The following is a 23,041-nucleotide window of genomic DNA, read 5'->3' as shown; positions in this document are numbered from 1 at the left end:
CATTATTTACCACACAAAGAATTTTTGCACCTGTTTATAAAAACCTGGTTTTTTTAAAAAAAATTAGAATAATTTATCTTGATTGAAAACAATATATGAATTACCGTTTTACCCCATGATCCTACAATACATACCTAATGCCCTGACCATTGCTCGCTTGGTTTTGATTGCACCATTTTTGGTATTTCTTTATCAACAAGAGTATGACGGTGCTTTTTATATTTTTCTTTCTGCAGGCCTCACCGATGGCTTGGACGGGTGGCTTGCCCGACATTTTCGCTGGCAAAGCAAATTCGGTTCCTTTATTGATCCGCTGGCTGACAAGCTCTTGATTGCATCCAGCTTTATTTCCTTGGCTTTAATCGGTAAATTACCCTGGTGGCTAGTCGCATTAGTTTTCTTACGAGATTTAACTATTTCCTTTGGCGTATTGGCTTGGTATTGGCTTATTCAGCGCAAGCTTAGTTTTAATCCTACTTTTTTAAGTAAACTCAATACGGCCTTGCAATTACTGCTGGTAACTCTCTGTCTTTTTGAGTTGGCTTATTTTAACTTTTCACCCTACCTCACGGAAATATTAGTCTTATTCACGGCTTTTACGACTGCCGCCACTTACATTGACTATGTTTGGACTTGGGGAAGAAAAGCTTATCTAAGCCGGCATCCCGAGGCTTGATTAATTATTAACACGTTGTTTGGCTCACAGACATGAATCGACAATTGGCCCTGGCAATTCAACTGAATGATGAAGCAACTCTTACGGATTTTTGTTGGGAAGGCAATCCTTTGTTGCAGCAACACATAACAGCCATCATGCAAAGCCACAACGAACGCTTTCTGTTTCTATGGGGGACAGAGGGAAGCGGAAAATCCCACCTTTTGCAAGCATGTTGTCACGCTAGCAAATCGCATGCCGCCATTTATTTGCCTTTAAATCTCTTAAAAGAATGGGGGCCGCAAGTACTTGATGGTTTGGAAGAACAAAAACTCATTTGTATTGATGATGTCGATGCCATAGCAAAAGACCGTGCTTGGGAAGAAGCTCTTTTCCATCTATACAATCGAGTTCGCGATAATGAAAGCGCCGTATTAATTATGTCAGGAAAACATTCGCCGGCACACACTCCCATTTCTTTGCCAGATTTACGCTCACGCTTGAGCTGGGGGCTTGCATTGCAACTTCACGAATTAAGCGATGACAATAAAATTAATACTTTAATCGCCCGCGCGCAAAAGCGAGGGTTTGATTTACCGACCAATGTTGGGCAATTTCTATTAAACCGCTGTGCGCGCAACATGCATGACTTATTAACATTGCTTGACCGCCTCGATGAAGCATCTCTGATCGCGCAACGCAAAATAACCATTCCTTTCGTAAAAAATATACTTGGTGTTTAGGTTAAATCTTACTATTGCAATGTTTTTATAGCGCTTAAGTCTTCCTGAGCGGTTTTTTCTTGATTTGGGAGTGGATTAAAAAAACCAGCGCCCTTTAACCGCGGCGAAAGAGGAATAACATTGCTGCCCCTTTGTTCATTACCGGATTGCAGCAATGGTGTTTCTGTAGGGGTTAATGTTTGAATAGTTTGCTTTAAGGTGCTGACTTCTTGGCAATGGTTTATTTGCTGGTCAAGTTTTCTTTCCAATTTCTCAAGTTTTGCCAGCTGATGGGCTGTTATTGCTTCATCTGCCAAGGCATCAATTTTTTCTTGATCCAGACCAAACCAGCGCCCCACCAAATTTTCAAGCCCCGGGCGTTCGATAAACCAATAAGTATACAAAGCAGCAAGTCCCACCGCCACGCTGACTAAAAGGATAGGCCAGAAAGTAGGCGCCACCGAAGCCACAAAAAAACCAGCAATGGCCATAGCCAAAGATTGCCCTGCAAAAAATCCACCGCCAAAAAAGAGGACGCCGGTAACTGCCGCAATCACAAGCTTCATGATTCGAATATGCGGTGCGTGCAATCTGGTTTTGTATATTTCGCGCGCCTCATCCATGCTTTTATAGCGATGTTTGAGCATGGCAATCATTTCTTTTAAGCTATTTAACTCATTTAATGCATCTTCCCCTGATAATTGCTCCACCTTGGGATAATACTCATCAATTTTTTTTCTTAGTAATTTTATTTGCTCTATTTGCCTTAAAAAGACATCGATTAATTGAGACGATTCTTGTAATTTCACCCCTAGATTCGAGGAAATGGCTAATAAATCGAACCCATAAAATACCACCACCGACAAGAAAGAAAATGCTAAACCGGCAATAAAAATAACGGAAGAAGGTACAGCTTCGAACATCCCTAAAATAGCAGCGATGCCATCAAAACCTTCGCATATTGCCAAAACTGTGCCGGCAATAAGCAAAGCGACGAATTGCACCTTATTATACCAAGGGGCAGGCAGTTCATTTGTATTATCAATTTCCTCATTTTCAAAGAAGGAACCATGCAAGTCTTCCAGCAGAGCAGCACGCAAAGATTCCATTTTATAGCGAAGGGTTACAGGATATTGCGGGCTGGTTTTTAGCCAGGCTACTAATTCATGCCTGAAGATTTTCTCTTTGTTCCCAAATGGTTGGAAGAAATCTTGCTGAGTTTCGCTATCACTAATTGTCTGTTGCCTAATGCTGCCAATTAACTCCTGCGATTTTTCACTTAATGCCACCAGTTTCATCGTTATCGCCTGACTTGGTTGAGTGGATGCAACCACTTGCCCATATAATGAGCTAAAGAATAAAAAAGAATCTTATTGTACAGTAATTTATTAAAATTTTAAAAAAATTTATACATAATTATTTCCGTTAAGAACATACTGCAGCATGGGGAAAGCGGTAGGATTCGCTATTGCTGCGGCGAGATGAAATTATTGACGCACTGTAAATGGGTAATTATGCATAGGCATACAGTATGATAGCATAGTCACAGCGTGGTTTTTTGGATTATGCCTTCTTCGTCATCGTTTCTGTCCTCTACTGATTCAACCACATCATCTTCTTCAACTGTTTCTTTGTCGATTGCATCGATATTATTGCCCTCTTTATCTTCTTCGTCTGCATCATCTTCATACCACTCCTCATGCTCCCTGAATAACTGAAAGCTATCTTCCGTTTGGGCAACCGCAGCAGTGGGAGACAACTTGCCTAGCATAACCAAGGTTGAATCTTTTGTGACGGTTGCCTGCAGCGGCTCACTATTCTTTAACGAGGCTTTAGGTTCTGCATCCGCTGCAATTAAGCCTTGTAAGCGTTGCTGCAAGGATTTAGCTTGTGTGATGACCCAAGGTATGAGCGCACGGCCAACGGTATAAGTGATGCGGCCCAGTAAATACAAACCGCCCAATCCTGCGCTGGCTGCAAGAATACTAACTCCCACGGTTGGAAAAAATAAGCTTAAGGTAATGCCAAGTAGTGCCAAAGAACCCACCCCCACGCCTACCAGCTTATCAGTAAAAGCGCCGATACCTTTGGCTTGCTGTTGTTGCTCAAGAGTGGCAACCTTATTATGTAAACCCTGAACGATTTTCTTTTGTTTTGTATAATCCTTTTGCAAGGATTCAATTTCCAAAGACAATGTCTGGATGCGCTCCTCGGGTAACTTGCCTAACAATTCCTGTTCTTTCTGCGCGGCTTGATTTTGAATGTCGATAAATTTTTCTTCTTCTACCTGGAGCCTGCTTTTAGCAGCCTTGATATTAAAGTGCAGTTCAATTTTCTTGTAAACAAACCGGGCAGCTAAAAAAATACTGACGCCCAGACCTAAGGAAGCACTGGCAATGGCGATGGGAACTGCTGCCGTTGGAAACACAGCAGCCGCAATCGCCAAACCGAGTAAAACCCCTGAATAGAGCCAACGTGCATTTTTGGATAAAGTAACTTGCGATTTCTCACCCGCAATCCACGATGCCAAATACAGCGCAGGTACGCGGATAAAATCCAAAGCAGATAATACTAATGAGCCATAATGAAAACCATTGGATAGGATTTTTGCTTCTTTTGCGGAATGTGCAAAAACCCCACCGATTTGCAGGAGCTGGGTCACTGCTGTCCCTGTATCATTTGCACTGCCTGCCAGATCGCCGGCAACAGGTGTAACTTTTTTTAACAAGGTCACCAGTAATGAGGACTTCTTTTTACGAACGACCCCGGTAAAAGCAACGCCCTTTTTCATTTCTCGCAATGAGGACAGGAGCTTATCTTGTAAGCCTTCATTTAAATTCAGGGTATCTTCAATTTTTTCCTGCATAACCATGATAAATTACTCGCATGTTGTTTTATAGTTTAGCAAGTAAACATTAAGAAAAGCTGAAGTCGTTTTTTGTTGGCGAAAAAAACGGAATTGAAATGTAACAAGCTGATAATTTAATAAATTTTCTCAGCCATTTCTTGCCAGCCCCCCCTCTTCTCATCTATATTTTTTCATATTGGACATTTATTCTGAGCACCATGGCAAAAAATGCGCTCTATTTAGCCGGAGGTGGGGCACGCGGCGCCTATCAAGCCGGGGTCTTAAAGGCAATTTCCCATATATTGCAAGCAAAAACCCTGCCTTTTAGCATGGTCAGCGGCGTTAGCATCGGCAGCATTAATGCTGCCATCATTGCTCAGCATGCGGATGATTTTCCGGCTGCCATCGACAAGCTTGAAACTTTATGGCGGGAAATCCGTTGTCAGGATATTTTTAATACCAGTAATTATGAACTAGGCAAATCCGTTGTAAAAAATTTAAGCCGTATCATCATCCGCCAACGTCAGACCGGACATTTGCTTGATACAGCCCCTCTGCATGAACTAATTCGAGCCAACATTGATTTCGCACGGATAAAAAGCAACATCGCCAACCATTATCTAGAAACCATGGAAGTGATGAGTATTTGTTATGAAACACAACAAACCATATCGTTCTACCAGCACCATCAACCTGAGTTTGCAGATTGGCATTATCCCCGCCATATCAGTCAGCGGGTTGACATGGACATGCCACACATTCTAGCTTCTAGCGCACTACCTTTGTTCTTTCCCACCATTCGCATCGGCGGCTGCCACTATGGCGATGGCAGCATTGGCCTGGTGGCACCCTTACGTGGTGCCGTACGTTTTAATGTCGAAAAAATTTTAATTTTGGGTACCCGGCAATTCCCTGTCTTTGCCGAACCGGAAAAATTAAGCAACGGCGACATCGGCTTTGCCCATATTTTAGGAAACATGTTAAACGGATTATTTTTGGATAACCTGGATCGCGATATTGAAATGGTCAATCGTATGAATGACATCGCACGCCTGCTATCCATGTGGAAAAAACGCCATTCACCCTGGCGGCCCATTGAGACGCTGCATTTACGTCCCAGCATTGATGTCTCTGCTTTAGCGCAAACCCAATACCATGCCATGCCGGGATTATTGCGTTTCTTGTTAAATGCGTTGGGGGCACAACGCCATTCAGGCGACTTACTGAGTTTTCTATTATTTGAAAAAGAATTCACAGGCGAACTGATTGACTTGGGTTATCACGATACCATGGCTTCTGCCACTACGGTGACGAAATTTTTTTCCTAATCATTTATTGCAGTCGCTGCACCTGTCGACTTCTTAATTCTTCGAGAACAGCCTTGGTTGCAGGCTTTACTCCATGCCAAATGTAAAAAGCTTCGGCGGCTTGCTCGACCAGCATGCCTAACCCATCCCGGCCTTCGCATTGCTGTGCAACCGCCCACATTACAAATGGGGTTTGGCCATGCGCCTGATAAGCCAAATCGTAACAAAGCGGTTTAGTGCTGAAAACCACAGGAGGCAAGGCGATGTTGCTTCCCTCAAGGCTTGCTGCCGTGGAGTTGATGATCAAGTCAAACCCTTCATCAAGTTCATTAAAATGCAAAGGCTTTAATAAAGGAAATTCAAGGCTAAGCATTTCTGCTTTCGCAAAAGTTCGATTGGCAATCACAAACCTTGCAGGATTTGCAGCTAATAAATTACCAATGATGCCGCGTGCTGCGCCACCCGCTCCCAGCAGCAGGATTTTTTTATTTTCCACGTCCATGTGGCGCTGCAAATCGCGTATTAATCCGATGCCGTCGGTATTATCCGCATGCAGCGCTCCATTTTGCATCCAAAGCGTATTGGCGGCTTTTGCTGTCTGGCATCTCTGGGTAGCGATGTGGGCAAGGGTGAATGCTTGTTGCTTGCACGGCAACGTGATGTTAAGACCGTTACCGCCTGCTCTAAAAAAATCACGCACTTGCGCGGCAAAATCCGGCAAATTGATGTTGATTTTTTCATAAATCAATTCAATTTTAACTTGCCTGGCAAATGCCTGGTGAATAAACGGCGACAAGCTATGCTCCACCGGGTTGCCCATCACAGCGTAACATTTTTTCTGCATGTTGTTGCCTTAAAATTAATCTTGCAAGCTCTTCTCTACCAATTCTTGCAAATCTTTTGATAAATCCAGCGAAGACAAGCGCTGCAATTGTTCTTTCATCAAATGTTGTCTGTCTACAGCAAACTTGCGCCAGCGCGTAAACGGCGTAGCCAACCGCGCGGAAACTTGCGGATTGTATTTATCTATTTGCAACAACATATCGGTTAAAAATACATACCCACTTCCATCTGCGGCATGAAAATGACGAGGATTGCCTTGACTAAAAGCGCCAATTAAAGAGCGTACTTTATTCGGATTTTTCATGTTGAATGCAGGATGGGCCAACAATTTTTTCACCCGCTCTAAAGTCCCTGGTAATTCGCTTGTAGCCTGCAAGACAAACCATTTATCAAGAACCAAATCATCATGCGACCATTGTGCATAAAAAGCAGAGAGCGCTTTTTCGCGCATCTCCGCATGCTCTGCATTAACCAATAAACTTAAACTGGCAATTTGATCCGTCATCGTCTGCGCTTTAACAAATTGATCATGGCAAAGGTGCAGGGCACGAGCTTCATCTCCCTTCATCAGCAGCCACAAGGAAATATTGCGCAATTTACGCCGGTTATACGCCACCCCGTGCATCGCATGATCTTCTTCTTGCCATAAAACTTCGTAACACTGCCAAGCGTCATCAAAAAGGGCCGCCCCTAATTGGGCACGGTAGGAATCGCGAGCCTCTTCCAACAAACCAACGTCTACCGCCGCCAATTCAGCTGCAGCTTCCTCAAAACCAGGCGGGTTTAACAATTCAGCGCGCAATGCAGCATCTTGGTCGCTATCTTGTAATACGAACCGATACGCTTTAATCAAATTTTCCGGTATGCACCATTGCTCTTTGGCCGAGCGATAAAAACTCTGCACGCAATTTAGAGCCAAACATTGGGCGGCATTCCATTTTGCAAATCCATCCGTTTCAAACTGCAACAGTGCCAGTAAATCTTCTTGTGACTGAATTTGCTTTAAAATAACGGGGGCTGAAAATTCCCGCAACAGGGAAACAATGGGGCGGCTTTGCAACCCGGTAAACGTAAATGTTTGCTCCCTTTCCCGCAACTCCAATACTTGCGTAGCAAGCGGCATTTGCTTGCCTTGCTCGTCAAATAGCGCAATGCGTATGGGGATATGGAATGGTTTTTTATCCTTGCATTCCGGCGTGGGACGGCATGTTTGTGCCAATGTTAGGGTCAATTCCCCGCTACGATAATCACTTTTTACGGCGATTTCCGGCGTACCGGCCTGGCTGTACCATAACTTAAATTGCGTAAGATCGACTGCATTTGCATCTTCCATAGCTGCAACAAAATCATCAATAGTAACTGCCTGCCCATCGTGCCGGGCGAAATATAAATCCATGCCGCGGCGAAACCCTTCTTTGCCCAGCAACGTCTGTTGCATGCGAATGACTTCGGCACCTTTATTGTAAACCGTCGCGGTGTAGAAATTATTTATTTCCTGGTAAGATTCAGGGCGCACCGGATGGGCCATGGCACCAGCGTCTTCTGGAAATTGCGTGTTGCGCAATACCTTAACATCTAAAATACGATTTACATCACGTGAATTCATGTCCCGGGAAAATTCTTGATCACGAAACACGGTTAATCCTTCCTTTAAACTTAATTGGAACCAGTCGCGGCAAGTGATCCGGTTTCCAGTCCAGTTATGGAAATATTCATGGCCAACCACACCTTCTATATTGGCATAATCCACATCGGTTGCCGTATCAGGCCGAGCCAGGATGTATTTGGAATTGAAAATATTCAATCCTTTATTTTCCATGGCACCCATGTTGAAATCACTTACTGCAACGATCATAAAAATATCCAGATCGTACTCGCGACCGTATTCTACTTCATCCCAACGCATGGCTTTCTGCAAAGAATTCATGGCATGCTGGCATTTATTTTCGTTCCCCGGTTCAACAAAAATATGCAAATCAACCCGTCTTTTGGAAGCTGTGATGAATTCATCAGAAATTTGGACTAAATTTCCGGCAACCAATGCGAACAAGTAAGACGGTTTCTTAAATGGATCTTCCCATAGCACCCAATGCCTGCCATTCGCCTCATCGCCAGATGCAACCAAATTACCATTGGAAAGCAGTACAGGATATTGACGTTTGTCAGCATGAATTTTCGTAGTAAAAATACTTAAGACATCCGGCCGGTCTGGATAAAAGGTCATGCGCCGGAACCCTTCCGCTTCGCATTGCGTACAAAACATTTGCCTGGAGCGGTAAAGGCCTGACAGGCTCGTATTATCTTGTGGACGGATGCGCGTGACGATAGATAAGCTGAATTCATCAGGGCATATCGGGATGATAAGATTTCCCTCACGCAATTCGTATGCATCCGCCGCAAGCCCCTGGCCGTTCATGGCGATACTCAATAATTCAAGTTCATCGCCACATAAATGCAATCCCCCTTCCCGCTGCCGTTTCAACTGCATTTGGTTCGTCACCAGCGCGTGGTCGTCGTATAAATCAAAATCCAGCGCGATGGATTCCACGGAAAAAACAGGCGGTTGATAATCTTTGCGATAAATAGTCTTGGGCATGGTGTCGTTCCTGTATATAACAACTTTTTAAGCGATTATGAAAAATAATTAAAATTACTAGCTATACTCAAAATAAGTGATAAGTATCATGCTTTTATCAGTGAAATAGAAAAAAGAAAAGGATTTGCAGTGAAAAGAATTCTTTATTCTTCCGCTATAAAAATAAAAGTATTGAAAATTAGCATATTCAACCATCACCCAAAGCATATTTTTTATGGTATTGTCATCCGTTAGGGATGAGTAATAGGGGAATAACTTATGAATACGCAAGATTTTTTGGCAGGATACACGCGCCGCTTCGTGGATAACAAAGAGGAAGAATTGTCACTGGATGAATACCTTGAGTTATGCCGTACCGATCCTTCTGCTTATGCCAACCCCGCCGAGCGTCTGCTCATGGCGATTGGCGAGCCAGAATTGGTAGACACCCGCCACGATCCTGTTTTGTCCAGAATTTTCTCCAATAAAATCATTCACCGTTATGCTGTATTTAATGATTTTTATGGCATGGAAGAACCCATTGAACAAATCGTTGGTTTTTTAAAACATGCAGCCCAGGGCTTGGAAGAAACCAAACAAGTCCTTTATTTACTGGGGCCTGTAGGCGGCGGTAAATCTTCTTTGGCAGAGAAACTCAAGGATTTGATGGAAAAAACACCTTTTTATGCAATTAAAGGTTCACCTGTTTTCGATTCACCACTTTCCTTATTCAACCCGGATGAAGATGGGGAATTACTTTTTGAACGCTTCGGTATTCCCAAGCGTTATTTGCGCTACGTGATGTCCCCTTGGGCTATTAAACGCCTTCACGAATACAACGGTGACATTAATAAATTCAAGGTTATCAAAGTTAAACCATCGCGTATGAAGCAGATTGCCATCGCCAAAACAGAACCTGGTGATGAGAATAATCAGGATATTTCTTCGCTGGTGGGAAAAGTGGATATCCGCAAGCTGGAAGAATTTTCGCAGGATGATCCGGATGCATACAGTTATTCCGGCGGACTTTGCCGCGCCAATCGCGGTTTGCTGGAATTCGTGGAAATGTTTAAGGCACCGATCAAAGTATTGCATCCTTTATTAACCGCAACCCAGGAAGGGAATTACAATCCTACCGAGGGTCTGTCTGCCATTCCTTTTGAAGGCATCATACTTGCCCACTCAAACGAAGCAGAATGGCAAACTTTCCGCAACAACAAAAACAATGAAGCATTCATTGACCGTATTAACATCGTTAAAGTTCCTTATTGCTTGCGCGTTTCCGAAGAAATTAAAATTTATAAAAAATTGCTTGATAACAGTTCCTTAAGCCATGCTCCATGTGCACCGGGAACTCTGGACATGCTTGCACAATTTTCTGTGTTAACGCGTTTGAAAGAACCGCAAAATTCAAGCATATACTCCAAGTTGCGCGTTTATAATGGCGAAAGCTTGAAAGATACGGACCCTAAAGCAAAATCCTATCAAGAATACCGTGATTTTGCCGGCGTTGATGAAGGCATGACCGGAATTTCCACGCGTTTTTCATTTAAAATCCTATCAAAAGTCTTTAACTTTGATCATGCCGAAGTCGCAGCCAATCCCGTGCACCTGCTTTATGTGCTGGAACGCCAAATTGAACAAGAGCAATTTCCGCAAGAAGTGCACGAAAAATATCTGACCTTCATTAAAGAATTTTTATCACCTAAATACGTTGAATTTATAGGTAAGGAAATCCAAACCGCTTATCTTGAATCCTATTCAGAATATGGTCAGAATATTTTTGACCGCTACATCACTTATGCTGATTTCTGGATCCAGGATCAAGATTACCGCGACCCGGATACCGGAGAAATTTTTGACCGTGCAGCCCTGAACTCAGAACTTGAGAAGATAGAAAAACCCGCCGGGATTTCAAACCCCAAAGATTTCCGCAACGAAGTCGTCAACTTTGTGTTAAGAGCGCGCGCCAATAACCATGGCAACAATCCACGCTGGAATAGTTATGAAAAATTGCGTACGGTTATTGAGAAAAAAATGTTCACCAATACCGAAGATTTACTTCCTGTGATTTCTTTTAACGCAAAAGCATCTGAGGAAGATAAGAAGAAACATGAAGAATTTATCGCACGGATGGTGGAAAAAGGATACACCCCCAAACAAGTACGATTGTTGTGTGAATGGTATTTAAGGGTGCGTAAATCGCAATAATGAGTTGATAAATCCTCAGCTTCGATGCCAACTCAAAGCGGAGGATAAACGGGAAGTGTATTTATGACCCAATTGATTGATAGGCGACAAACTTCAGGGAAAAAAAGCACGGTTAACCGCCAGCGTTTTTTACGTCGCTACAAAAATCAAATTAAGCGCGCTGTAACCGATGCCGTCAGCCGACGCAGCATCACTGAAATCGATCAGGGAGAGCAAATCAGCATCCCGGCGAAAGACATCAGTGAACCACGCTTCGCGCGCGGTTATGGCGGCGTACTGGAACGTGTTTTGCCCGGTAATGATGAATTTACAACCGGCGATCGCATCAAACGCCCAGGTAGCGCCAATAGCAGTGGCAGCGGCAGTCAAGCCAGCAACAGCGGCGAAGGAGAAGATGATTTTATCTTCCAATTATCGCGGGAAGAATTTCTGGAACTTTATTTTGAAGACTTAGAACTTCCCGATTTGGTAAGGAAAGAATTGGCACGCATCAATACTTTCAAAACAGTGCGCGCCGGCATAACGAGTAGCGGCACCCCGACAAACATCAACGTGCTGCGTTCCATGCGCCAAGCTACCAGCCGACGCATTGCTTTGGGATCTCCTTACCGGCGCCAATTGCGTGAAGCAGAAGCTGAACTTGCCCGTCTGCAAGCTTTAAACGCAGATCATTTGGACATCACGCGTTTGGAACGAGACATTCAGTTTTTGAAAAAGAAGCTCAATGCAGTGCCTTTCATCGATACGATTGACTTACGCTACAACAACCGCGTGCGCATGCCGGCTCCATCCACGCAAGCAGTGATGTTTTGCATCATGGATGTCTCAGGTTCTATGGATGAACCCAAAAAAGATATTGCCAAACGCTTTTTCATTTTACTGTACCTTTTTTTGACGCGAAATTATGAAAAAATTGAATTGGTATTTATCCGCCACCACACATCCGCGAAAGAAGTCACAGAAGAAGATTTTTTCTATTCAAGAGAAACGGGCGGCACGGTCGTCTCCAGCGCACTGGAACTGCTGAGCCAAATTATCGAAACCCGCTACAATCCAGCTGCCTGGAATATTTACGTGGCACAAGCATCAGATGGCGATAACTGGAATGCCGACTCGCCTTATTGTCTGGAATTGCTGCAAGAAAAAATTATGCCCATGCTGCAGTATTTCGCCTATATTGAAATCATGCCGCGACACCATCAAAGTTTATGGGAAGTGTATCAGCAGGTGCGCAAACATCATCCAAACTTTGCGATGGAAAATATCGATAATGTCGTGGATATTTATCCCGTATTTCGTGAGTTGTTTAAAAGGAAAACAGCATGAAACCGCGAAAAAAACCTTTATCTACCGGTGCTGAGTGGACATTTGAACTTCTACAGACTTATGATCGGGAAATTGCCCGCATTGCGAAAGACTTCAGGCTGGATACTTATCCAAACCAAATTGAAGTCATTAGCGCAGAGCAAATGATGGATTGCTACGCTTCCGTCGGCATGCCCATAGGCTACCACCACTGGTCTTTTGGCAAACATTTTGTCAATGTAGAAAAAAGTTATCAACGCGGCCAGATGGGATTGGCTTATGAATTGGTCATCAATTCCAACCCTTGCATTTCCTATTTAATGGAAGAAAACACTATGGCTATGCAAGCGCTGGTGATAGCCCATGCCTGTTACGGCCACAACTCATTTTTCAAAAACAATTATTTGTTTAAAATGTGGACATCAGCCGATGCCATTATTGATTACCTCTTATTTGCCAAAAATTACATCAGTGAATGCGAAGAGCGCTACGGAATAGAAGACGTTGAATCGACACTGGATGCGTGCCATGCATTGATGAATTATGGTGTGGACCGCTATAAACACCCAACAGCCCTAACGATTCAGGAAGAAAAGATCCGTCAGCAAAACCGGGAGATTTATCTGCAATCGCAAATTAATGAGTTATGGCGGACGATCCCTTTTAATAAAGAAACTTTCCACCAACGCGAGAAGAAACGTTTCCCCGAAGAGCCGCAAGAAAATATCCTTTATTTCATCGAAAAAAATGCTCCGTTGCTGCATCCTTGGCAACGCGAGATCGTGCGCATTGTGCGTAAAATTGCGCAATATTTTTATCCGCAAGGACAAACCAAGGTCATGAATGAAGGCTGGGCATGCTTCTGGCATTACACTTTGCTGCATGCGCTTTACGACGAAGGCTTGGTTACCGATGAATTCATGCTGGAAGTACTGCAAAATCACACCAACGTCATCATGCAGCCTGCTTACAACAGTCCGTATTATAGCGGCATCAACCCCTACACCTTGGGTTATCACATGATGCAAGACATCAAACGCATCTGTGAAAATCCCACCCCGGAAGATAAATTCTGGTTTCCAGAACTTGCCAACAGCGATTGGTTAACGAGCCTTGACAATGCCATGCGCAATTTCAAGGATGAAAGTTTCATAGCACAATTCCTTTCGCCACGAGTCATTCGTGAATTGAAATTATTTCATATTCTTGACGATGATCGTTATCCAGAATTAGTCGTAGGTGCTATCCATGATGAGGGCGGCTACCAGCAAATCCGGGAAGCATTATCAAGACAATACAACTTAGGTTATCTCGAACCTGATATCCAGGTTTTTTCCGTCGACATGGAAGGCGATCGCACCCTTACCCTGCACTATATGCAACATGAGCGCGCGCCATTAGGGAATACAACGCATGAAGTATTAAAGCATCTGCACAGCTTATGGAAATTTCCCGTAGCGTTGAAAACCATCGATAACAAAGGGCAAGTGATGGGAGAATTCCATTGCCCGCCGCCTGCAAGCAATCCCAGCACACCCGACAAATCATCCTAGCCAAACCCAGCAAGGGTGATGACGCTTCACCCTGCTGATGCTCCCATCGTTTCACTAATGTTGCATCCGGTGTAAAAAGCATGGCAATAACATCAAGTTTCATCTGGTTATCACTTGCATCCCGCGGTCTTAACCCCGCGGAATTGCAATTGTTTGTGCGATGCGCTTATTTTGCTGCAAGCTCAATGGCGAATGCTAAGCCAAGCTTGGTGTAATTCCTCATATGTTGCTGATTGAGCAAGTTCATGCCATCGGCTGCAGTGTGGATAAAAGGATTATGATCTTCAAAGCTGGTCTCACAAGGGAATGAAGCAGGTATGCCTTCTTGCGTCCAGGAAGCATGATCGCTGCACCCATAGCCACACTGGGAATAAGCTACCGGTACTTTAATGTAAGCTTTAATCAATTGCGCTAAAAACCGGTTTAATTTTTGGTTTGTATAATCCGTAAAAATCCACATGGTATTATCTTTGGCATGATGACGATAACCTGTCATATCCAGCTGCAACACAGCATGCACCGGGATGGATTTCTGCATAAAATCCTGTACAACTTGCTGGGAGCCAACTAAGCCTCGTTCCTCAGCGGCATACCAGATGATATAAATAGGGCGTTTAAACTGGATGTCTGCAGCCAATAAAATACGGGCAATTTCCATTGCAGTCGCCGAGCCGGTGGCATCATCATCCGCCCCTGGCATCCTGTCCATCCCATCACGGCCGAGAGTGTCCATGTGTGCACCAATGACAATAGCAGGAGCTTTTTTACTTTTGCCAATCACAGTAACGACAGAAGGCTGCACGTAAGGAGCTCGCGTTTGTACATAAAAAGTCTCGGCATCTTTATTGCCATGTTCTAAAATAAGCCTGTCAACCTGCTCTTTTATCCATTCGGCAGTCCTTACGCCGTTTTCGTTAAAGGCGGAACGATTCACGAAAGCAGACAAATGGGTGATGGTCTGCCACATGGCTTGCAAATCGATCTGCTGCAATGCTTTGCGCACCAGCTTTTGGTGACGGAGGCGATTATCCCCCGCAAAAGTCTTTGCGTGCGCAGGCTTATCCAATAAGGCTGCAGCGGTTTCTTGCCGCTTTGTTAACGATTCACTGGAGATTAAATGGCTGACGTTTACGAAATGGCCACAATGAATTTGCTCTGCCAACTGGCTTAACGTGTCTAAATCATGCAAATTAAGTTCAATAATTTTATACTGAGCGTTTTCTGCCAGGATCTTATGTGCAAATTTTATATTATTGGCCAAACAAGCTGGCAATTGCACTTGCTCTTTAACAAGAGGAGTTTTTGCTGTTAACGAATACGACAACAGCATGCAACACATTAAAAAAATAAACCTTCCCGGCATGTTCTTCTCCTTAAGAATCAATTAAATAAAACAAATTTGCTTAAATTTTTATTTTTTCGCTTCTTTTTTTGTTACCAAGCTTCGGCTACTATGTGGCTTTCATTCTAAAGAACCTGTTGATCAACGTGTATTTTTTCACGAAATGGTTAATTTTTACATAGGAGTTACAAGCAATGAAGTCGGCCACTACTGCTCTCACCAAAAAAATAAAACTTTATGAAGAGCAACTTGCCAATATTTTGCGAAATTTAGAAGAAAAACACAACAAAGCTACGGCAAAATATCGGGTGCGCCAATATGCGGATGCTAATAATCAACTTAACACTGCTTTGCAATACTATGAAGAAACCCAAAAGAAAACCATTGCTATAGTCTTGGAATTCAAACAAACGCTTGAGGGTAGCACACTTAATGAAACGCAACAAAAACGCTTGAATAATATAACCGAGCTTAATGCGAAAATCCTTAGAAAAATTACATTAATGCAGCAAACTCAAATTACACTGCAAAACATTTTAGCTTCATTAGAAACCCCAAATGAAGCTAAAGAAACACCGCGGGAAACACTGTCGGAGGAAAAACCCGTCGAAATTGTTAGCCAACCGTCAGAAAAAACACCTTCAACATTGCCAGTTGAAATTGTACAGGAAAAAACACCGCAGCTACCGGCACAAGAGACACCTCCTCAGGAAGTAGGACATGATGAAAACGCCATGTACTCACCGCCTGAATCCTTAGACGATGAAGTTGTGCCAATCACCGAAATTGACAAAGTTTTGCAAGCTTTGCAAACCTGGCTAAGTCAAAATAAACCATCCGAGCTGCATGGCAAAATAAAAACACTGATCAGCATCGTAGCGGACTTGCGCGAGCAACGCCAAGCCTCGGATGAGTTTTTATCGGCAACACTCAACCATACGCATCAGTTATTAATGAATAACTATTCGATAGAAGAATACCAACAGGAAGCAGCCAAGCTTAAAAGCTCCCCTACCTTTACCCTGCGTCTGTTAGGAGGGGTCATGGCGGCTATTGGCTTACTAGTCCTTGCCCTAGGGGTAGCCTTGGCTCCTACAGGGGTGGCTGCAGTTGGCGCCGTAATAGCTGGCGGAGTTTTTATGTCTGCCGGCTCTGGATTAACCGCGTACAGCTTTTTCACCAAAGGGAAGCATCCAGAATTAGGCCATGCCTTGGCTGATGTTGCGGCAAGCAAACTGAATGGCTCTACTGTTGCTAACCATGAAGAAGAAAACACGTCTTTGATGCTGCAAACCAATTGATTAGCTGACTCAGCTTGCCTTCTGGCAAGCTGGGTTTCTTGCTGCTTTTTAAAGAGGCTTTCGCCAGCCACTTTCCTTGCTATCGTTATTGATAATCATTTGCATTTGTAATAAAGTACCAATTCTGCAAAATTATCTTTTAAATAAAATGAAAAGCAAAAAAATACCTTATTACTTATTCCTGCTGTTGCTCACCTGCGGCGCCAGTTTGATTCTTGGCTTTTTAAGTTTTGGGGGTATGTTTGCCCTTTGGCCTGTGCTGCCGCTTGCGGCAGGGGCATTTGTTTTGTCCGTTGCTTATGAAAGCGAAATTTATTTTCAAAACATCAAAGGTTCTTTGCTGAAGCTTTTAAAGCATAATTATTTAAAAAATGAATTAGGCAAGGAATTCCTGCTCACCCATTTCCCGAAAGACACGGAACATTGCCCGGAGTTTTGCAAAGATTACCAGAAACAATTGGAATTGCTGCATAAATTTGCGCATAAACGTCTGGATGCAGAAGACGAAGACCGTAAACAAGAGATTGAAAAAACATTACGCGACATGGAAAAATGGTTTGCCGTCCAGCTCTTTCGCCCTGTAGACGATACCCAAGAATTAAGCCCCTATGAAGAAGAACTCAATGCCTGGTTAAAAGAACACGATGCTCAAGCTTTCGTTAAAAAATACCATACGCAGAAACTGGCTTTTAATGCCGCAAAAATTTTCAGCACACTGGCTGGCATTTTTATGGGGATAGGTTCGACCTACCTCCTGGTGGAAGCATTCACTATTATCCCTTTTCTGGCCGCCATCCCATTCGGTGTATTGCCGACTCTGATTATCCCTATGGCAGTTGTGGCTGGAGCAGCCTATGGCATGCTCACTTATAATGCAATAACTGACATGATTGCTAATGACACCATTCGCAAATGGTTCAGGAAAGTCCGCGACGACTGGAATAATGGTTTGACGCTGCACAGCGTATTTATAGGACTTTCTGCTGTTTTCCTTTCCGTGCTGGCATTGGCTTTGACTATTTGTACTGCCGGAACATGGTGGAGTATCGCGCGTGCATCCCGCCCTCTGTTCAGCTGGATGGCTACTTCCATCCCGCAATTCATTGTAGGGGTTGTTAACCCTGTTATCATCGGTTTTGCCTCCATCATTTTTAATTTACAAAATACCAGTGAAACCTTAAGCATGGTTGAAAAAGCCATTCGGCCTGCCGAGAAAGATAAACCTCAGGAAGGTTTTTTTTCCCGCTGGATTACAACCGTTAAAGAACGTTTTACCCGCCTCTACGCACAGGAAAATATTTTGCAAATTCTTAATCCCTTCCGTCTTTTTCTGACCATTGTGACGGCTCCCTTGCGCATCGTTATGTTCATCGGCCATTTGATCAGCATGGGGGTAAGTGATGATCGGGTACCGGGCATTCCGGAATGGGCCACCGCAACCATGAGTACCTGCAGCGAAACCCTGGAAGATTTTCATTACTTCTTTGATTTTGCTGCAGATGAAGATAGTCATCACCACGCTGATGACTCCCATAGCCAGGCCCGCCATAAACATCAGCATGAGGATCTGGAAAAAAAACACGCCGCGCATCTTAAAGAATTGCTTCAGGAGCGTTTAGGCAAAGGACACGATCATAGTCATAACAATGATATTCCCACCCGCATCCTGAAGCGGCTATTCATCCCGATTTATTTTGCAGCAGCATGCTGGGATTACCTAACCAGTAAATTAAACAGCGGTCAGCGCCCCGTCCTGGAATTTCGGCGCGCTTTTGAAAAGCAATGGGGATTGGATGAAATCAAGAAAGTATCTGTTAAAGAAACCAAAGAACCATCCCTGCAGTGGAAAAAAGAGCGCGCCATTTACAAAATTGAGCGCTTCAAGGAAAAACATTTGCAAAACGTTTGGGTCAGCCAAGAATTGGCGCAGGGAAAAGCCCAGCAATTAACCCGTCTGCAACACGACTTGCGCGAGCTTGAGCTGGATGCTGACGATGTGTTGACCACAAGAATAGAGCAGGAAGCAAACCATGCTGCGTATGGCAAACACCGCTTTTTCACCAATGCAACTGCAGAAACGGCAACAACAGGATTTCTGCATAATTTGGCAAAGCAGGCAAAACCAATGCGCGCCTGTTAATTTCTGCTATTCCAGCAATAAATTCTTAAGCCCTGCCAAGTGCGAGCGTGCCAGGGCTTTTGATTTCGTCTCATCCTGCTCCCCCGCCTTTCCGAACCATTCAAGACTGTCTTTAGGCAATTCATCGAGGAAACGACTTGGCAGGCAATCCTGCAATTCACCGGCGCGACGCCGTTGCCGTGCTAATGATAAACATAAGCCTTTTTGTGCACGCGTGATTCCTACATAAGCGAGGCGACGCTCTTCTTCAATCTGCTCGGCATCGATGCTAACCCGGTGCGGCAGCAATTCTTCTTCCATGCCGACCAGGTATACAAAAGGAAATTCCAAGCCCTTGGAAGCATGTAATGTCATCAATTGCAACGTGTCGGCATCTTGTTCATCCGCTTGCTCTAAAATATCCAACAAAATTAATTTATTAATCGCATCGGGTAATTCTTTCCCAGGCTCTTTGTCCAATATCCTTCCTACCCATTCCAGCAATTCCCATACATTGTCCATACGCTTTTGCGCCTTTAAGGGCGTGTCGCATTGTTCATAAATATGAGCTTCATAACCGCTTTCTTCGACCATTTCGCGCAATACATCGACAATAGGTTCATTGTGTGAACGCAATTTTATTTTTTCAAGCCATTGCTTAAATACTTGTAATGCCGCCCGCGGCTTATCAGCAACATGCTCACTTAATGCTAAATGATCACAACAAGCATATAAACTTTGCCGGCGTATTTGCGCATAATTGCCTAAAGCAGATAGGGTGTTCTCCCCAATACCCCGTTTAGGCGTATTGATAATTCTTAAAAAAGCAGCATCGTCGGTTTCATTGCACAATAGTTTCAAATAAGCAAATACATCTTTTACCTCAGAGCGGGCAAACCAGGATTGTCCACCACTAATCCGGTATGGAATACCATGCTGGCGCAAGACTTTCTCGAACACGCGTGACTGATGGTTGCCGCGATATAAAATGGCATAATCGCCATAACGCGTACGCTGACGCAATTTGTGGCTGATTAAATCTGCTACAACTTGTTCCGCTTCATCTTGATCATCCCGGCAACATAAAACACGGAGCAGATCACCTGAACCAAATTCACTCCACAAACGTTTGGGAAACAAATGCGGATTATTTGCAATCAAATGGTTGGCCGCATGCAGGATACGGGCCGTGGAACGATAGTTTTGTTCAAGCTTAATTACCTTAAGCTGTGGGTAATCACATTGCAATTGCGCCAAATTTTCCGGTCTTGCACCGCGCCAGGCGTAAATGGATTGATCATCATCGCCAACGACCGTGAAATGCGCGCGCGTTCCCACCAGTAAACGCATCAGTGCGTATTGACTGGTGCTGGAATCTTGATATTCGTCAATCAGCAAATGGCGGACTTTATTTTGCCAACGCTCGCGGATTTCTGGGTGTGTATTTAACAAATAAACCGGCAGGCGAATTAAATCGTCAAAATCCACGCCATTATAGGCTTTTAAGGCATGTTGATAACTTGTATATAATTGCGCCGCTGCCGCTGCTGAAGCATCCTCTGCCTGCCTTACGGCATCCTCTGGAGTCAATAATTCATTCTTCCAGCGGGAAATTTGCTGCTGGATGCGCAATAATTCTTCGCGATCGTTTGCACGCGCAGCAGGCATAAAATTCCGCAAAATTTGCAAACTATCTTCATTGTCAAAAATAGAAAAGCTGCTTTTTAACCCGCAATAAGTTACTTCGCGTTTGATGATGCTCAATCCCAGGGTATGGAATGTAGCCACTTTCAACCCACGGCGCGCCGGTGCAGGCAAAACAGAAGCCACGCGCTCGCGCATTTCATTAGCCGCCTTGTTGGTGAATGTAACTGCGCAAATGCTGGAAGCAGCATAGCCGCATGTTTCAATAAGGTAAGCAATTTTTTGCGTAATCACGCGGGTTTTTCCGCTTCCTGCACCAGCTAAAACCAACAAGGGTCCATCAATGTGTTTAACTGCCGCCATTTGTTGTGGATTAAGCATCATCTTATTCACGCACAAAAAACGAACATTATGACATGAATGCGAGAGCTGTAAAATTACACATGCCTTGAGACGGCTCACTCTCCATGGCAGCCACCTTAAGAAAAGCAATACAACTGGATTATTCCTTAATTGCGTGCTGAAAAAACCGTGTCATGGCTTATTTCGCCAAGACACGGAATGAGATTAATGTTCTGCCTGTAAGGGATTGCCTCATGGCATCAGTTTTTTGCTGATATCGCCTTCCAGTTCAATTTTGCTTGGGTCAATAGAGAGCACAGGCTCGCCCTCAGCAAAATTTATTTTATTCAAATCAATCCATAGGATATTGGGGGCTGTAGTAGAGCTGAAATAATAAATTTTATGGGTAAGATCGCTTAGTGTTATCCAGCGCGTTGCCCAGGCATCTTCCGTTTTATTCCCGGAAGTATCCACTGCACCAAAAGGAACCATTGCCGTGCGCATCACCGATAAAACACCGGCCAAAACATCCAAATCAGTCGAGGGCTTGGGCAATGTTTTCAAAAAAGTGGCCACGCGCACAAACCGGCTCAATGGATCGGGATCGCCTGGCAATGGCAAGTGTCCGCCGAATCCCCGATAACGCTTGAGGTTAGCGAGTTGAATGTCATAAGCAGGCTCATTTGTCATAATTTGATATTGCGGGCCATGGTACACTTGCATTTTCCCGTTAACGTATTCAACAACAGCTGAATCACCGGACGCATCTTCCATTGTTAAATGCAAGGGCCAAATTTTATTGTGCACTTCAGTGGCAACGATCTGCAAATCTTTCATGCCGTTTAGTGCCTCATTAACGGTGGCATAGTTATCCAACAGATATTGCGACCATAAAACATTGGAAATTTGCGGTTTGGAGGGATCAGTCTCAGGATATTTGGTATCAGCAAGATATAAGAGGTGGACACTAAGGCCTTTTTCATTGATGCCGTCTGAGGCAGCATTTGTATGAAATTCGGTGACGACCACATTACCGTATCGGGATTTCCATTTTAAGGAATTGCTGCCAGCCTCACCTTGATGTTCCGTGCCGCGCGGATAAGCCTTAATCAGCGGCGAATCTTGTGTGAATAAATCCGTGGAGCGGGCAGCGACTTTCGCCACTTCATTGTTATTCCAAAAAACCCTGGTGCAGCTTATGGCTTGTGGAGAAAACAAATGACAGGCCAAGGAGATAATTAAACCTGATTGTAAATAAAATTGTTTGGGCATGAATAAAATTCCTTTTTTAACCAGTAAATTGAGCTTAGCACCATCTTGCAAGAAAACCCAGATACTGATCGACTCACCTCTTACTTGTGCTAAAATTTCCTTTTGTCCATAAATTTGATGCCATGACCGAAACCGATACGTTACAACGATTTATGTTTGAGCATGCAAGTATTCGCGGTGAAATCGCTCATTTGCAAACCTCATATCAAACCATTATGCGCCAACACCCCTACCCCGCAGCAGTAAAACGCTTGCTCGGAGAAGCTTTGGTATCTTGTTTGCTTTTAGCTGGCAGCATTAAATTTGAAGGCGAAATCAGCTTACAATTTCATGGCGATGAACGCTTGCCTTTGCTGCTGGTGCAATGCGATCACCAGTTACAAATACGTGGCTTTGCCAAATATAAGCCTGCGGGTGAAGAGCCGGTCGATTATCAACATGCCTTCCTGAACGGCAAAATGGTGCTTATCATCAATCAATATAAACATACCCAAGCTTATCAAAGCGTGGTGCCGATACGCTCGATTTCCATGGCTGAAAACATCATGCATTATTTTGTCCTGTCAGAACAGCTCTCAACCCGGGTGTGGCTGGCCGTGGATGATGAGCAAGCGGCAGGGATGTTGCTGCAACTTATGCCAGGCCAAGACACTGTACAACGGGAACAATTTTGGGAATATGCCGTGCAACTGGGACAAACCATTACGGAAAAAGAATTATTAACCCTTAGCAATCAAACCATTTTACACCGCCTGTATCATGAAACCCAATTACGGCTTTATGAAGCGCGTACAGTCCATTTTCGTTGTCGCTGTACCCCTGAAAAAATGAAACAAGTGCTTACTGTTTTAGGCGAGCAAGAAATACAAGAATTGGTAAAAGAACAAGGGGAAATAGCCGTAACATGTGATTTTTGCAATCAAAAATACGTCTTTGATCCCATAGACATCACCCTGCTTTTTCACAAAAACAAGTGAAACGGAGGCATGTGGTGCCTCCAGT

The 23,041-nt window shown here is 43.9% G+C and carries 16 protein-coding genes; 9 read left to right on the top strand and 7 right to left on the bottom strand.

Annotated features, from left to right (window positions below):
* Positions 1–115 precede the first annotated feature (115 nt).
* Together NKV53_RS00250 and hda are read left to right on the top strand one after the other, a co-directional pair.
* Positions 116–676: a CDP-alcohol phosphatidyltransferase family protein gene (locus tag NKV53_RS00250; RefSeq protein WP_127057171.1), complete on the top strand. Its 561-nt coding sequence runs from the start codon at positions 116–118 to the stop codon at positions 674–676.
* 32 nt (positions 677–708) lie between these two features.
* Positions 709–1,398, top strand: coding sequence for a DnaA regulatory inactivator Hda (gene hda / locus NKV53_RS00245; RefSeq protein WP_126953406.1), 690 nt, complete (start codon positions 709–711; stop codon positions 1,396–1,398).
* Between the two features lie 11 nt (positions 1,399–1,409).
* On the opposite strand, the gene NKV53_RS00240 is transcribed toward hda, so the two are convergent.
* Both NKV53_RS00240 and NKV53_RS00235 read right to left on the bottom strand, forming a co-directional pair.
* Complete coding sequence (locus NKV53_RS00240) at positions 1,410–2,675, bottom strand: hypothetical protein (RefSeq protein WP_127057147.1); 1,266 nt, start codon at positions 2,673–2,675, stop codon at positions 1,410–1,412.
* A 245-nt stretch (positions 2,676–2,920) separates the two neighbouring features.
* Positions 2,921–4,243 carry a hypothetical protein gene (locus NKV53_RS00235; RefSeq protein ID WP_158616400.1) on the bottom strand — a complete coding sequence of 441 codons (1,323 nt, stop codon included), beginning with the start codon at positions 4,241–4,243 and terminating at the stop codon, positions 2,921–2,923.
* A 200-nt stretch (positions 4,244–4,443) separates the two neighbouring features.
* Here NKV53_RS00235 and NKV53_RS00230 point away from each other — a divergent pair, with 200 nt between their 5' ends.
* On the top strand, positions 4,444–5,553 hold the full coding sequence (locus NKV53_RS00230) for a patatin-like phospholipase family protein (protein ID WP_126953409.1): 1,110 nt from the start codon (positions 4,444–4,446) through the stop codon (positions 5,551–5,553).
* Positions 5,554–5,557: 4 nt separating this feature from the next.
* Here the strand turns inward: NKV53_RS00230 and aroE are convergent, their stop codons facing one another.
* Together aroE and pepN are read right to left on the bottom strand one after the other, a co-directional pair.
* Entirely contained in the window at positions 5,558–6,376 is an 819-nt protein-coding gene (gene aroE, locus NKV53_RS00225; RefSeq protein ID WP_127057149.1) for a shikimate dehydrogenase, read from the bottom strand.
* A gap of 15 nt (positions 6,377–6,391) precedes the next feature.
* Complete coding sequence (gene pepN, locus NKV53_RS00220; protein ID WP_127057150.1) at positions 6,392–8,971, bottom strand: aminopeptidase N; 2,580 nt, start codon at positions 8,969–8,971, stop codon at positions 6,392–6,394.
* Positions 8,972–9,229: 258 nt separating this feature from the next.
* On the opposite strand from pepN, the gene NKV53_RS00215 reads away from it, so the two are divergent.
* From NKV53_RS00215 to NKV53_RS00205, 3 genes are all read left to right on the top strand, one after another.
* The gene (locus NKV53_RS00215) at positions 9,230–11,161 is read left to right on the top strand and encodes a PrkA family serine protein kinase (RefSeq protein ID WP_126953412.1); all 1,932 of its coding nucleotides are present in this window, start codon (positions 9,230–9,232) and stop codon (positions 11,159–11,161) included.
* 63 nt (positions 11,162–11,224) lie between these two features.
* The gene (locus tag NKV53_RS00210; RefSeq protein WP_126953413.1) at positions 11,225–12,487 is read left to right on the top strand and encodes a YeaH/YhbH family protein; all 1,263 of its coding nucleotides are present in this window, start codon (positions 11,225–11,227) and stop codon (positions 12,485–12,487) included.
* Entirely contained in the window at positions 12,484–14,019 is a 1,536-nt protein-coding gene (locus tag NKV53_RS00205) for a SpoVR family protein (protein ID WP_126953414.1), read from the top strand. The genes NKV53_RS00210 and NKV53_RS00205 overlap by 4 nt, the downstream gene beginning before the upstream one ends.
* Positions 14,020–14,185: 166 nt before the next feature.
* On the opposite strand, the gene lapA is transcribed toward NKV53_RS00205, so the two are convergent.
* Positions 14,186–15,382 carry an aminopeptidase LapA gene (gene lapA, locus NKV53_RS00200; protein ID WP_126953415.1) on the bottom strand — a complete coding sequence of 399 codons (1,197 nt, stop codon included), beginning with the start codon at positions 15,380–15,382 and terminating at the stop codon, positions 14,186–14,188.
* A 173-nt stretch (positions 15,383–15,555) separates the two neighbouring features.
* On the opposite strand from lapA, the gene NKV53_RS00195 reads away from it, so the two are divergent.
* Both NKV53_RS00195 and NKV53_RS00190 read left to right on the top strand, forming a co-directional pair.
* Positions 15,556–16,662, top strand: coding sequence for a hypothetical protein (locus NKV53_RS00195; protein ID WP_126953416.1), 1,107 nt, complete (start codon positions 15,556–15,558; stop codon positions 16,660–16,662).
* 148 nt (positions 16,663–16,810) lie between these two features.
* On the top strand, positions 16,811–18,802 hold the full coding sequence (locus NKV53_RS00190) for a hypothetical protein (RefSeq protein ID WP_253350500.1): 1,992 nt from the start codon (positions 16,811–16,813) through the stop codon (positions 18,800–18,802).
* Between the two features lie 6 nt (positions 18,803–18,808).
* Here the strand turns inward: NKV53_RS00190 and NKV53_RS00185 are convergent, their stop codons facing one another.
* Together NKV53_RS00185 and NKV53_RS00180 are read right to left on the bottom strand one after the other, a co-directional pair.
* Complete coding sequence (locus NKV53_RS00185; protein WP_126953462.1) at positions 18,809–20,806, bottom strand: UvrD-helicase domain-containing protein; 1,998 nt, start codon at positions 20,804–20,806, stop codon at positions 18,809–18,811.
* A 213-nt stretch (positions 20,807–21,019) separates the two neighbouring features.
* Entirely contained in the window at positions 21,020–22,039 is a 1,020-nt protein-coding gene (locus tag NKV53_RS00180) for a linear amide C-N hydrolase (protein WP_158615178.1), read from the bottom strand.
* A 122-nt stretch (positions 22,040–22,161) separates the two neighbouring features.
* On the opposite strand from NKV53_RS00180, the gene hslO reads away from it, so the two are divergent.
* The gene (gene hslO / locus NKV53_RS00175; RefSeq protein ID WP_253350498.1) at positions 22,162–23,016 is read left to right on the top strand and encodes an Hsp33 family molecular chaperone HslO; all 855 of its coding nucleotides are present in this window, start codon (positions 22,162–22,164) and stop codon (positions 23,014–23,016) included.
* The last annotated feature ends 25 nt before the right edge of the window (positions 23,017–23,041 follow it).

The organism is Legionella sp. 27cVA30 (assembly GCF_024160945.1).
In the GTDB taxonomy this organism is placed as follows: domain Bacteria; phylum Pseudomonadota; class Gammaproteobacteria; order Legionellales; family Legionellaceae; genus Legionella_A; species Legionella_A septentrionalis.
Note: the sequence above shows the minus strand (reverse complement) of the source record. Positions and strands in the feature narration are given on the sequence as shown.

Bases quoted from the DNA above. Each gene is read 5' to 3' on its own strand.
- pepN (WP_127057150.1), bottom strand. From the start codon at position 8,971: ATGCCCAAGACTATTTATCGCAAAGATTATCAACCGCCTGTTTTTTCC.
- aroE (WP_127057149.1), bottom strand. From the start codon at position 6,376: ATGCAGAAAAAATGTTACGCTGTGATGGGCAACCCGGTGGAGCATAGC.
- NKV53_RS00240 (WP_127057147.1), bottom strand. From the start codon at position 2,675: ATGAAACTGGTGGCATTAAGTGAAAAATCGCAGGAGTTAATTGGCAGC.
- NKV53_RS00250 (WP_127057171.1), top strand. From the start codon at position 116: ATGATCCTACAATACATACCTAATGCCCTGACCATTGCTCGCTTGGTT.
- NKV53_RS00185 (WP_126953462.1), bottom strand. From the start codon at position 20,806: ATGCTTAATCCACAACAAATGGCGGCAGTTAAACACATTGATGGACCC.
- NKV53_RS00180 (WP_158615178.1), bottom strand. From the start codon at position 22,039: ATGCCCAAACAATTTTATTTACAATCAGGTTTAATTATCTCCTTGGCC.
- hda (WP_126953406.1), top strand. From the start codon at position 709: ATGAATCGACAATTGGCCCTGGCAATTCAACTGAATGATGAAGCAACT.
- NKV53_RS00230 (WP_126953409.1), top strand. From the start codon at position 4,444: ATGGCAAAAAATGCGCTCTATTTAGCCGGAGGTGGGGCACGCGGCGCC.
- NKV53_RS00215 (WP_126953412.1), top strand. From the start codon at position 9,230: ATGAATACGCAAGATTTTTTGGCAGGATACACGCGCCGCTTCGTGGAT.
- NKV53_RS00235 (WP_158616400.1), bottom strand. From the start codon at position 4,243: ATGCAGGAAAAAATTGAAGATACCCTGAATTTAAATGAAGGCTTACAA.
- lapA (WP_126953415.1), bottom strand. From the start codon at position 15,382: ATGCCGGGAAGGTTTATTTTTTTAATGTGTTGCATGCTGTTGTCGTAT.
- NKV53_RS00210 (WP_126953413.1), top strand. From the start codon at position 11,225: ATGACCCAATTGATTGATAGGCGACAAACTTCAGGGAAAAAAAGCACG.
- hslO (WP_253350498.1), top strand. From the start codon at position 22,162: ATGACCGAAACCGATACGTTACAACGATTTATGTTTGAGCATGCAAGT.
- NKV53_RS00195 (WP_126953416.1), top strand. From the start codon at position 15,556: ATGAAGTCGGCCACTACTGCTCTCACCAAAAAAATAAAACTTTATGAA.
- NKV53_RS00190 (WP_253350500.1), top strand. From the start codon at position 16,811: ATGAAAAGCAAAAAAATACCTTATTACTTATTCCTGCTGTTGCTCACC.
- NKV53_RS00205 (WP_126953414.1), top strand. From the start codon at position 12,484: ATGAAACCGCGAAAAAAACCTTTATCTACCGGTGCTGAGTGGACATTT.